At 36.1% G+C, this 13,916-nt stretch carries 5 protein-coding genes; all 5 read right to left on the bottom strand.

What is annotated here, in order from left to right:
• Positions 1–25 precede the first annotated feature (25 nt).
• The 5 genes from JI750_RS01875 to JI750_RS01895 all read right to left on the bottom strand — a co-directional run bounded on the left by JI750_RS01875 (position 26) and on the right by JI750_RS01895 (position 13,906).
• Positions 26–8,176, bottom strand: coding sequence for a T9SS type B sorting domain-containing protein (locus tag JI750_RS01875; protein WP_201998598.1), 8,151 nt, complete (start codon positions 8,174–8,176; stop codon positions 26–28).
• Positions 8,177–8,693: 517 nt separating this feature from the next.
• The gene (gene queG / locus JI750_RS01880) at positions 8,694–9,617 is read right to left on the bottom strand and encodes a tRNA epoxyqueuosine(34) reductase QueG (RefSeq protein ID WP_201998599.1); all 924 of its coding nucleotides are present in this window, start codon (positions 9,615–9,617) and stop codon (positions 8,694–8,696) included.
• Positions 9,617–10,963, bottom strand: coding sequence for a cytochrome P450 (locus JI750_RS01885; protein WP_201998601.1), 1,347 nt, complete (start codon positions 10,961–10,963; stop codon positions 9,617–9,619). Before JI750_RS01885 ends, queG begins: the two co-directional genes overlap by 1 nt.
• A 10-nt stretch (positions 10,964–10,973) precedes the next feature.
• Entirely contained in the window at positions 10,974–11,996 is a 1,023-nt protein-coding gene (ruvB, locus tag JI750_RS01890; protein ID WP_201998603.1) for a Holliday junction branch migration DNA helicase RuvB, read from the bottom strand.
• Between the two features lie 107 nt (positions 11,997–12,103).
• A complete protein-coding gene (locus JI750_RS01895; RefSeq protein WP_111368034.1) occupies positions 12,104–13,906 on the bottom strand; it encodes a cytochrome c oxidase subunit I in 1,803 nt (600 codons plus the stop codon).
• Positions 13,907–13,916 lie beyond the last annotated feature (10 nt).

Raw genomic sequence — 13,916 nt, forward strand, 5'->3', positions numbered from 1 at the left:
AGCTTTACCTAAGCCGTATTCCATTTTATTTATTAAGGTATAAGTAACCAGATTCTTGGTGAGACTTCTGAGCGCTATCTTTGTATTTTAAGATATAGAAATACGTTCCAACCGGAAGACCATCTGTTTGTTTGATAGTAGAACGTCCGTTAGAATATCCAACAAACACTCGATCGTTATTATTATACTGATCTATATTGAAAACCAAAACTCCCCAACGGTTATAGATTTCAACCGTATTATCTGGATAACATTCAATTCCTCTAATGTAGAATCTTGCATTCTTGTCATCTCCATTTGGAGAGAAAGCATTCATTACTTTAATAGAACATCCGTTTAAGTCTAAAACTGTTGGACTATCTCCGCTGTTACTTGCATCATCTGACTGATCTTCGACAACAACTCCTCTTACACTACTTCCTTTTACAGTTGCCTGATTACTCACACTACCTCGATTAATATCTTCTTGAGTGATTTTGTAGACTGCTGTAAAATTCGTTTCATTAGATTCGTTCACTCCCAAATTAATTGCTTGTCCAGAAACTACCACTCCTGGCAATGGATCGTTTATTGTAATTCCAACTAGAGGTACATTTCCTGTATTGGTTACTGTAAACTTGTATGTAATGGTTTCTCCTGCATTTGCAAAACCACTCTTATTTTCGTCATTGAAAACTGCTGTTTTGATAACCGAAATAGCTGGCACTTCAACAAAAACATTTAATACAGCTGTCGAACAATTTGTACCATTAGCTTTTTCGCAAACCTGATAAGTCAACGGATAATTTCCTCCTGGCGTGTTTGGCTTAACATTTACCGTTCCGTCAGCATTCCATTCAAAATATGGGCTTTCTGTTACAGGTTTAACTATAACATCTGCAGGATTTATTGGCTGTCCGTTTATCAAATCATTTTCTAAAACATTTACAAATTCTAATGAACCATTGATACCGTCTGCACTAACATCATTATCATTATTTAAAGTAATTTCATTAGTAGTTGGCGGAGCTGGATCTGCAACATTGTCAACTGTAATTTTAATTACTGCCTGACTGCAATTTGATGTATTTGCAGCTTCACAAATCTGATATGTCAGTTCGTAAACTCCGTCTGCTGTATTTGCAGCAATGTTGATTGAACCGTCTGCATTCAGTGTAATATTTGGATGTACTACTGGAACCGATAAAACAACTTCTGAAGCTTTAATTTTTGCTCCGTTTAATAAGTCATTTTCAAAAATATTAATGTTAGCATCTGCTCCTTTCTTTACATTTACAGGTCCCGCTTCGTCATTATTTGCTTTAATGCTAAATGTTGGACGTGCATTACAATCTGGCGTTGCTGGCGGATAAGCAACAGAAACGGTAACTGTTGGATTTAATGAAAATTCAATTTTTACTCCATTTCTAGTAGCTTCAAATCCGTCTGCTCCTTCTGACCATATTCCGTTATTTAAAATCCATCCTGGCCAATCTGTTCCATTTTGGTTAATGTCAATCTCTGCTCCTGGCCATAAAATGTTTCCGCTTAATGGTAGATTGGTCTGAGTTGCCACTACATTATTATTGCTATCAATCCATTTAACAGTCAATAAATTATTTGCTGTGAAATTTTCTGGCGAAACTGTATAATTAACATATGGAACATTGTTTGAACAATAGCTATTTGCAACTACTGTCATTTTTGGTTCTGCTACTGTAACTTTTACAGTATTTGAATCACAGTTATTCGGATTCAATTTTTCGCATATTGTATATGTCAGTTCATATTCACCTGCAGGTGCACTAGGTGCTAGTACAACATTTCCATCTGTATCTACCGTTAAATATCCTTTTGGATCAGCTTGAGTTACTTTAAGATCTACGTCTGATGGAGTTAATTTATTTCCATCTTTAGTATCATTCTCAAAAACGTTGATTACTTTCTGCGGAACATTTACTCCAACTGCCGATGGCACTAAATCTTCATTTGCTACAAGGTTTCCACCTGTAACTTTCACTACTGTAATTACCGAATCACAATTTGTTGGATTTGTATTTTCACAGATTTTATATTCTACATTATAATCTGCTGCTGGCGTATTTGGCGCAACAGTAATTGTATAATCTGAATTTAATGTCAATCCTGTCGGAAGCGTTCCTATAATTTCAAACTTAACTTCTCCCGGTGCTGTTCCAACTGTGATTGGGCTTCCGTTTAACTTGTCATTTGCTGTCAATGAAATTGTCGTTCCTCCAATATTTCCGTTAATTGGAGTTATTACATCTACAACTGCATCAATTATTGGCGTACCAACTGTTACCTTCACAGTGTTTGAACTGCAGTTGTCTGGATTCAGTTTCTCGCAGATTTCATACGTCAGCTCATAATCTCCCGCTGGAGAATTAGCTCCTAAAACAATATTTCCGTCTGCATCTACACTCAGATATCCTTTTGGATCTGCCGCTGTAGTTTTAAGCGTAACATCTGACGGATTTAATGGCTGAGCATTTTTTGTGTCATTATCAAAAACATTTTTTCCTAATGTCTGAGGAACATTCGATCCTAAAACTGATGGAATTTCATCTGCATTTGCCACAAGGTTTCCTGCTGTTACAGGTACTGTGATAGTTACTGAATCGCAGTTTGTTGGATTAGTGTTTTCGCAGATTTTATATTCTACATTGTAATTTCCTTTTGGCGTATTTGGCGCAACTGTAATCGTATAATCTGAATTTAAAGTTAATCCTGAAGGAAGCGTTCCGATAATTTCAAATTTAACTTCTCCCGCTGCTGTTCCAACCACAATTGCATTTCCTTTCAATTTGTCATTTGCTGTTAATGCTATTGTTTTTCCTCCGATATTTCCATTTATTGAAGCTATCACATCTTCAACTGCATCGATTACCGGCAAACCAACTGTAACTTTCACAGTATTTGAACTGCAGTTGTCTGGATTCAGTTTCTCGCAGATTTCATAAGTCAGCTCATAATCTCCCGCTGGAGGATTAGCTCCTAAAACAATATTTCCGTTTGCATCTACACTCAGATATCCTTTTGGATCTGCCGCTGTAGTTTTAAGCGTAACATCTGACGGATTTAATGGCTGAGCATTTTTTGTGTCATTATCAAAAACATTTTTTCCTAATGTCTGAGGAACATTCGATCCTAAAACTGATGTGATTTCATCTGCATTTGCAACAAGGTTTCCTGCCGTAACCGGTACGGTAATAGTTACTGAATCGCAGTTAGAAGGAACTACACCTATTTCGCAGATTCTATACTCTATATTATAATTCCCTTTTGGAGTGTTTGGTGCAACAGTAATAGTTCCACTTGCATTTAATGTCAATCCTGATGGCAAAGTGCCAACAATATTTATTGCAACTTCTCCAGAATTGATTCCAATTGCAGCTTGTTTTCCATTTAATGTATCATTTCCTATTAGAGATACTGTTGTTCCACCAATATTTCCATTAATTGGATCAATAGTATCTAGCACTGCGTCTATTGTATTTACAACTTTAACTTCCGCAACTGCTGTTTTACAGTTTGATGGATTCGCAGATTTCTCACAGATTTCATAAGTAATGCTGTAAGTTCCGCTTGGCGTGTTTGCCGCTAGAGTTACGTCTCCGTCTGCATCAACGCTTAATGGCCCTGATGAATCTATTGTAACGACTGTATTTCCAGACGTAACGAATGCTCCGTCTAAAGTGTCGTTTGTTTTTACATTTCCGACAACTGCTGCCGTAGATCCTGAAGATTTTGTTCCGAAATCATCTTTAACAGCCGCTAGATCATTTACTATTTTAACAGTTACAGTAGCCGAATTACAGTTTCCATTATTCGCAATTTCACAAATTGAATAATCAAAAGTATAAGTCCCCGTTGGTGTATTTGGTTTAACTGAAACCGTACCTGTCGTACTATTGAAATCTAGTACTGATGGCAATGAACCATTTATAGTAACATCAACATCATTAATATTTACTTTATTACAATTTAGCACATCGTTATCAAAAATATTAGAAATAACAGTTCCGCCAGATACTCCATTTGATGCAGAGATCGTATCGTCATTTGCTTCAATGATTCCAATTACTTTAACTGTCTGAATGCAGGTCTGCGTATTCCCTGCCGCATCTGTTGCCGTCCAAGTCACTGTAGTATTACCAATTGGGAAACTTGTCGGCGCATTATTTGTCACCGTGACTGCGCCCGTGCAATTATCTGAAGTTACAGGAGTTCCTAAAGCAACACCTGAAGCTGTGCATGAATTGGCATCAACCGAAACTACCACTGCCGATGGACAAGTAATTAATGGTTTCTGAGTATCTTTAATGATCACTTTCTGAATTGCAGTTTCCACGTTTCCGTTTCCATCGCTAAAACTCCAGTTAATCGTATAAGTCCCTTGTGCTGAATAAGTCAGCGGGTCTGTAGTTGTTCCCGTAACTGCTCCTTTACAGTTATCAGTTGTGGTCGGAGCCGTTACTGTTACAGAACATTCGCCTGTAGCATCTGCCAATGTCGGTTTTACAGGTTTCTGCGTGTCTTTAATGATCACCTTCTGAGTCGCTGTTTCTACGTTTCCGTTTCCGTCGCTAAAACTCCAGTTAATCGTGTAAGTTCCCTGAGCATTATATGTCAGTGGATCTGTTGTTGTTCCAGTCACTGTTCCTTTACAGTTATCAGTTGTTGTAGGAGCAGTCACTGTAGCAGAGCATTCTCCTGTAATATCTGCTAATGTCGGTTTTACAGGTTTCTGCATGTCTTTAATGATCACCTTCTGAGTATCTGTTTCTACGTTTCCGTTTCCGTCGCTAAAACTCCAGTTAATCGTGTAAGTTCCCTGAGCATTATATGTCAGCGGATCTGTAGTTGTTCCTGTAACCGTTCCAGCACAGTTATCTGTAGTTGTTGGAGCTGTTACTGTTGCAGAGCATTCGCCCGTAACATCTGCCAATGTCGGTTTTACAGGTTTCTGTGTGTCTTTAATGATCACCTTCTGAGTCGCTGTTTCTACGTTTCCGTTTCCGTCGCTAAAACTCCAGTTAATCGTGTAAGTTCCCTGAGCATTGTATGTCAGCGGATCTGTTGTTGTTCCAGTCACTGTTCCTTTACAGTTATCAGTTGTTGTAGGAGCAGTCACTGTAGCAGAGCATTCTCCTGTAATATCTGCTAATGTCGGTTTTACAGGTTTTTCTGTATCACTAACATTAACTGTAGACACAGCTGATGTTTGCTCGCAACCTGTTACTGTATTTTTAACTTTCACTTTATAATCTCCATCAGAATTTACAACCAGTGAAGAAGAAGTTTCCCCAGAAATTATATCATTATTTTTATACCAAACATAAGTTGGTGAATTTGCATTTGTTGTTGTGGTTAAAGTAGTTGTTAAACACGCTGTTAATATCCCTCCAATCGAAATCGTTGGATTAGGATTCGTTGTTACATTAACTACATTACTTTTTGAAGTACAGTTCGATGTATTAGTAGCAATAACATAATATCCATTTGCTGCAGAAAGATTGCTCCATTCTAATGCAGAACCATTTCCAGTTTTTGCAGATTGAACAGTTGCATTACTAGAATCATATAATTGATAATTAACTCCATTAGCTGAAGTTGATGAAGAAATTGTTCCATTTCCTCCTGGCGAAACACAAATTGTACTTCCTGTTAACGATAAAGCAACTGGTAATGAATTTACTGTTACTACTGTACCTGCAGATGCTACACTTGTACAGTTTCCGTTATTAGTTGTAACTGTATATGAACCGCTCGTTGTCGCACTATAAGTTTTATTTGTTGCACTTGGAATCGCAACTCCATCTTTATACCACTGGTTTCCAGATCCTGCAGATGATGTCAGTACAACACTACCTCCTGAACAGAATGTTGTGCCTGTTGACGCAGCAGAAATTGTTGGTGTTGCAGGTAGTGGATTTACTGTTACTGTAGCGCTAACAGCTAATGCTCGGCTACAAGTTCCATTGCTTACGTTAGTTAAATTTAAAGTACTATTTGAAGTTACATTTGACACCGTAACTATAGCTTTTCCATCAGATCCTATTGTGACCGTTCCAGAAGCAGCCCCTGTATAAGTCACAGCATTTCCTGATGTTCCTGATATTGTAAAAACAGCATTTGATCCTGAACAGACAGGACTATTTGCAGCAAGAGTAGCTGCAACTGGTAGAGTATTTGCTGTTATCATAGCTGTAGCAGTATTATTACCTGTAGGATCATCCACATTAGATGATGTAATAGTTGCGGTATTAGAATAAGCCCCTGTATCTTTAACTGTAGCAGTTATTGTCAATACTGCACTTGCACCACTATCTAAACCAGAAATTGTCCATATTCCTGAAGTGTTATCGTACGAAGTTCCTTTTGAAGCTACCGAAGAAACATAGGTATAACCTGAAGGAAGTTTGTCTGTGACCGAAACACCTTCTGCATTGGAAGGTCCTAAATTTTTAGCGGTTACAGTAAAAACAACGTCTGAACCCACACACTGACTAGAAACATTAACTGAATTTTCTACAGTAACATCACTACAAAGTGTAACTGTAATAGGAGTAGATTGTGAACTAACTCCACAAGATAATGTTGATGTTACAGTGTATGAACCCGTCTTGGTAACAGTTATGGTATTTGAAGTTTCTCCTGGAATAACCGTTCCATTATAACGCCATTGATATGGTGCAAAGTTTGCATCTGTCGTTAATTTTGCCGATTGTTTTAGGCAACCAGCTACACCGATATAAGTTTCTTTAGGCGCTGACGGCTGCTGTGCAAAATTTGAAAAAAAAGCGGCCATTGAATAACCGTTACCTTGTTGCGCTATAGAAACCGTAAGCTTTGAATCACTATTAAGGGAAATTGTATTAGGATTTCCAATTTGATCCCTAGTAAAGTCAATTATGTACCAACCTGTCGTCCCTAATTGACGTCGAGTAGTATGAAGAGTCTGTTCCAAATCAGTGCCATTAATGAAAACTTTATTCGAAACACTTTTTAACAATACATAACCAAAATAATCTAATGAAGCATTGGTATATCCTTTAAATGCAGAAGTCTCAACAAAATTAGACCCTCCACATTCCGAAACTGGTGCAATTGTAGAAATATCAACTTCACAACCATCAGCTGTACCAGAATAAACCGCAACATTATTAGTTGCAGAAATTCTTGACGAAGTAAATGCCGTACCAGAAACTCCGTTTCTAAAAGTATAAGACTGCCCCGCATTTAGTGACGAAGTGACTATTGGAGAGCCTACTACATTTCCGTTAGTTCCATAAGTGGTTATTGTCAGTACAGTATTATCTTTCGTCACTACAACAGTAGTTTGCTCTGCAGTATTATTACCTTTCCCTCTTTCAAGAAAATATTCCGTACCTAAAACAGATGTTGGAGGCAGTTGATCAAAAGTTCCATCACCGCATGCCTCTGGAGTATCTATTCGTACTCCTGTATTCATTACAACAGGTCCAGATGACTCAACCAAAGAGCCGATCGCAGCATTAAACAAATAACTTTGTCCAGCTTTTAATGTTGTTGCTACACTCCCATTTACTTTTACTTGCGTATTATTACCAATTGCCATTACACTGTAAAAAGGTCGCTCTTGGTCTGATGTTCCCATATTACGATAATACCCAACTCGAAATTCTACACCTATCCCAGCATCACCAAAACTAGTTAATGATGCATTACCTTTAATTCTAGAATCTCCACCACCTCCTATTGCGTCTGACGCAATATTTCTTAAATTTACTGAAATAGCTCCTCCGCTAGTAGTACTTGTAACTATTATACCTCTATCATTATAAACTGTACCAGCACTGTTATAAGTTAAAGCATCGGTATTTGGGTCTCCCACGAATCTATAAACCGCTGGAGTTCCTTTAACAGTAGTAAGAGAATTTGAACTAATAGATGTACCATCTTTTGTTAAACTTACAGCACTACCATCACTTTTAGTTATTGTAAAACTAACAGGGGTAGTTGAATTAGTCGCAATTATAATTTCATTTGCTCTACTAAAATACTGCCATGGTGCTGGTGCTATGTAATGTTTTGTAAAAAACTGAGCAGAAGCACTGTGTGCAGTTAGTAATAAAAAAACAATAAGAAAAATTAGTCTAGAAAATCCAGACTTACAAAAAGTAAAGTTACGCATAGACAACTTGAGTTTGTGGAACAGAAATTTTGGACGCTAAAAAACGGATGATCGTTTTTTGCATCTTGATGAGATACGTGAAAAAATAGAAAATGGATTTAAAAAAACTAGAAATAGTTTTTTTAAGACTTACATACAAAAAAGGCATTATGTAGACCATTGTCATATAGTAAATAAAGACTAAAAAAGTCTTTCTGGTTTTAAATTAAGTAGATTTGGAAAGCGCGAAAGTATATCTAGGAACGACAACTATCCTCATTATTCCGACAAAGTGCACATAAACTCGTTAAACAACCGTTTTTAACAATTGTTCATCACTTTAAAATCAAAATTCTATAAACATTTAGCAATAAAACAGTTGAATTTTCTTAAATATTTGCAATAATCAAAAGTTCTTACAGAATTTATTGACAAATAAGTAATTAAACGTAGGAAATAAAAACGATGAAATAGGAAATGACACTTTCAATAAAAAGCACTGAAAACCAACAATATAAACAAAACAAACGTTGATATGCTATTGCAAAAACTTGATGTTACGTTTTAGTCCGTCAAATTTTGTTCTCTTGATAGGTGAATTTTTAAAGACTGTTCGGAAAGTTTCCTCTGTAATCTCTAACCAGTCTTTTTTAGTAAAAGAAAGCAAATCTGGATTCGGATTAAACAAAGGCTCCGAGTGCGGTTTAGAAAATCGATTCCATGGACAAACATCTTGGCAAGTATCACAGCCAAACATCCATTCATCAAATTTTCCTTTCATTTCTTCGGGAAGATTTTCTTTTAATTCGATGGTATAGTACGAAATGCATTTACTTCCATCTACAATATAGGGAGCTACAATTGCCTGCGTGGGACAGGCATCAATACAAGCGGTACAACTGCCGCAATGATCTGTTACAGCATGATCATATTCTAATTCTAAATCAATAATAAGTTCGGCTATGAAGTAAAATGAGCCAACTTTTTGAGTAATCAAATTACTATTTTTTCCAATCCAACCCAAACCGCTTTTGGCCGCCCAAGCTTTATCCAAAACCGGTGCAGAATCGACAAAAGCACGTCCAGAAACTTCACCAATATTTTCTTGAATAGAATGAAGAAGTTCTTTCAGTTTATCTTTGATCACAAAATGATAATCTTGTCCGTAGGCATATTTAGAAATCTTAAAACTTTCGTCATTTTGAAAAGAATCTGGATAATAATTCAGTAAAAGCGACACAACACTTTTACCATCATCAACCAATAAAGTCGGATCTAAACGTTTGTCAAAATGGTTTTCCATGTAAGTCATCTGACCATTCCGATTATTCTTTAACCAATTTTCAAGTCGCGGCGCTTCTTCCTCTAAAAAACCTGCTTTAGAAATACCACAAGAAAGAAAACCAAGTCTTTTGGCTTCTTCTTTTATAAACTTCGAATATTTTTCTTTAGAATTAATCATCACCTTTCAGAAAAAACAACTTCAACATCAACAGGTTTTAAGGTAATCAAAGGATTAAAATTGACCGTATTTCTTACTGAAACAACTTTATATTTTTTAATAATATGGGAAATTGCCAAACACATTTCATAAATAGCAAAACCAGCACCAATACACATTCTTGGTCCTGCTCCAAAGGGATAAAAATATTGCATAGAATGTTTTTTCTGTTCCCCTAAAAAACGATCCGGATTGAATTCTTCTGGATTATCCCAATATTTTGGATTTCGATGCAACTCATAAAAAGAAACACCAATTAAAGTATCTTTTTTTATATTAAACTCACCTAAAGAATCGTCCTCTACATTTTGTCTGTCTGTAATCCAAGCAGGCGGATACAAACGCATTGACTCATTCAAAACTGCATTTATATATGTCATTTTCTGAAGCTGTTCTACAACATCATCGCTTTCCGATTCAACTTTAAGAATTTCTTCAAATACTTTTTGTTGGACATCTAAATGGCTTCCGAGCAATTGCAATGTAAAAGTGAGAGCATTTGCCGTTGTTTCATGTCCAGCAATAAAGAGAATTTTAATTTCATCTATTAATTGTTCAACAGACATACCCTCTCCAGTATCTTCATAACAAGTTTCCAAAAGCATGTTCAATAAATCATTCACTTCATTTTGAGAAGCAACTCTCTCTTCAATAATACCTCTAATGATTGCATCATTTTCCTTCGCTAATTGAAGGTGATTTTTTACCTGACCGCTAATTGAAAACCACCATGCTTTATGTGGCAATCTAATTTCCTTAATTAGAAAATTCTGAACCGCCTCAATAATATATTTTATTCGGTTAAGTTTTTCTTCTTCAATAGAAAATTGAAATAATGATTTAGCGACAACATTAAATGCTACTTCGCTCATCATCGGAAAAAGATCTACTTTTTTATCTGTGACAATTTCATTGAGCTCAGAAACAATAGTTAGCTTCATATTATCAACCAACTGATTCATTTTTTGCTTATGAAAAGCAGGCTGAATAAGTCTTCTTTGTTTGAGCCAAAATTCTCCATCAACCGTTAAAAGACCTTTTCCTAAATATTTAGAAAGATAAACAGACTGGAATTTAGATTTATAATAATTCTTTTGATTTTTCTGTAGTATATACTGAGCAACGTCATTATCTCTTGACAAGATAATATGTCTTGATTTTCCAATTCGTATAGAAAAAGAGTCTCCAAACCGCTCGAAATATTTTTCATGATACGGTATCGGATTTCTACGGACTCCTTCAGCATCCACAAAAAATCTTAAAATAGAGAGCTTTGGCGGATAATTATATTTTTTACTTATAGACATTCTATTAGTATTAAAATAATTCTCCTTGAGTATTTGTATTTACTTTTCCAAGATGTTTATAAGCCTTATCCGTAACTTCTCTTCCTCGAGGTGTTCTCATGATAAATCCTTCTTGAATTAAAAAAGGTTCATATACTTCTTCAACGGTTTCACTGCTTTCACTAACCGCCGTGGCCAAGGTTGAAAGTCCAACCGGACCTCCTTTGAATTTATTAATAATCGTCAGCAATATTTTATTATCCATTTCATCAAGACCATGCGCATCTACATTAAGTGCTTTTAAGGCATATCTTGAAATTTCTATATCTATTCTTCCATTTCCTTTAATCTGGGCAAAATCACGAACTCTTCTTAGCAAAGCATTTGCGATACGAGGAGTTCCACGGCTTCTTCCTGCAATTTCAATAGCTGCCTCTAAATCAATAGGCATTTTTAATATAGAAGCACTTCTTTCAACAATAGTGGTTAAAAGTTCAGTTGTATAATATTGCAATCGAGAAGATATCCCGAAACGTGCACGCATTGGAGCAGTTAATAATCCTGATCTAGTTGTCGCCCCAATCAAAGTAAAAGGATTTAAATTGATTTGAACCGTTCTTGCATTTGGTCCCGATTCAATCATAATATCAATCTTGAAATCCTCCATTGCCGAATACAAATACTCCTCAACAACTGGACTTAATCGATGGATCTCATCAATGAATAAAACATCTCTTTCGTCTAAGTTAGTTAGCAAACCAGCCAAATCACCAGGCTTATCCAATACAGGACCAGAAGTAATTTTAATACCAACCTGAAGTTCATTTGCCAATATATTTGCCAAAGTAGTTTTCCCAAGACCAGGAGGGCCATGAAAAAGTGCATGATCGAGTGCTTCGCCACGCTGATTAGCAGCAGCAACAAAGACTTTTAAATTTTCCAAAACTTGATCTTGTCCAGCAAAATCATCAAATGACAGCGGACGCAATCTTTTTTCAAGATCTAACTCTTCTGAGTTATATCCTTTAGTAGTAGGATCTAGATTTTCATTCATCCCACAAAGATATATAAACTAATCAGTTTGTAAAACAGTTAATCTGAACGATTAAAATTTTAACTATACAAAAAAGGCTGTCATTTCTGACAGCCTTTAATTATTTTTTAGTGGTGTAAAACTTCTTCACCTTCTTTCATTGGTACATTTTGAGGAACAAAATCTACATCATGATTAGGGTTACTGTAGTCATACGGCCAACGATATACGTGAGGAATTTCTCCTGGCCAGTTACCGTGGATATGTTCAACTGGAGTTGTCCACTCTAAAGTTGTAGATTTCCATGGGTTTTGAACTGCTTTCTTACCGTAGAAAATACTGCTAAAGAAGTTGTATAAGAATACTAACTGAAATGCACCTCCTACAAGAGCAAATGTTGTAATTAAAACATTCACATTTTGCAAATCATCAAATAATGGGAAGTTAGTATTTGTATAGTAACGTCTTGGTAAACCAGCTAATCCGATAAAGTGCATTGGGAAGAAAACTCCATAAGCACAAACTGCAGTTACCCAGAAGTGAATATAACCTAAGTTTTTGTTTAACATTCTTCCGTACATTTTAGGGAACCAGTGGTAAATACCAGCAAACATTCCGTAAAGTGCAGAGATACCCATTACTAAGTGAAAGTGAGCAATTACGAAGTATGTATCGTGAACGTTAATATCTAGTGTACTATCTCCTAAAATAATCCCTGTTAAACCTCCAGTGATGAATGTAGAAACCATTCCGATAGAGAATAACATTGCAGGGTTAAATTGTAAGTTACCTTTCCATAAAGTTGTAATCCAGTTAAATGCTTTTACAGCAGAAGGGATTGCAATCAATAAAGTTGTAAAAGTAAATACAGATCCTAAGAAAGGATTCATACCTGAAATAAACATGTGGTGACCCCAAACGATAGTTGATAAGAATGCAATTGCAAGAACTGACATAATCATCGCTCTGTAACCGAAAATTGGTTTACGAGCATTTGTTGCCATAATTTCTGAAACAAGACCCATCGCTGGTAAGATTACAATGTAAACCTCAGGGTGACCTAAGAACCAGAATAAGTGCTCAAACAATACTGGAGAACCTCCTTGGTAGTGTAAGACCTCTCCTGCAATATAGATATCAGATAAGAAGAATGAAGTACCAAAACTTCTATCAAAAATCAATAATAAAGCTGCAGATAATAAAACTGGAAATGAAATAACACCAATAATAGCTGTTACGAAAAATGTCCAGATTGTAAGAGGAAGTCTTGTCATAGACATTCCTTTAGTTCTTAAGTTAAGTACAGTAACAATGTAATTTAAAGATCCCATCAAAGAAGATGCGATGAAAATAGCCATAGATACTAACCATAATGTCATACCTGTTCCTGATCCTGGAATTGCTTGTGGCAATGCACTTAAAGGAGGGTAAATTGTCCATCCTGCAGATGCTGGTCCAGCTTCAACAAATAATGAACATAACATTACAACTGCAGATAAGAAAAACAACCAGTATGAAATCATATTCATAAATCCAGATGCCATATCTCGTGCTCCAATTTGAAGCGGAATCAATAAGTTACTAAACGTTCCACTTAAACCTGCCGTCAGTACAAAGAATACCATAATGGTACCGTGAATTGTAACTAAAGCCAGATAAATATCATTTGCCATTACACCATCAGGTGCAAATTTATCTCCTAATAAAACATTAAATATTTTGAAAGACTCTTCTGGCCACGCTAATTGCATTCTAAAAAGCAAGGACATTGCAATCCCAATTACTCCCATAACAATACCAGTAATCAAGTATTGTTTAGCAATCATTTTGTGATCAATACTAAAAATATATTTAGTAATGAACGTGTCTTTATGATGATGTTCGTGCTCGTGATCGTGTCCGTGATCGTGACCGTGCGCTTCTGCTGACATATATTTGTAC

This window comes from Flavobacterium tagetis, assembly GCF_016735615.1.
Classification (GTDB): Bacteria; Bacteroidota; Bacteroidia; order Flavobacteriales; family Flavobacteriaceae; genus Flavobacterium; species Flavobacterium tagetis.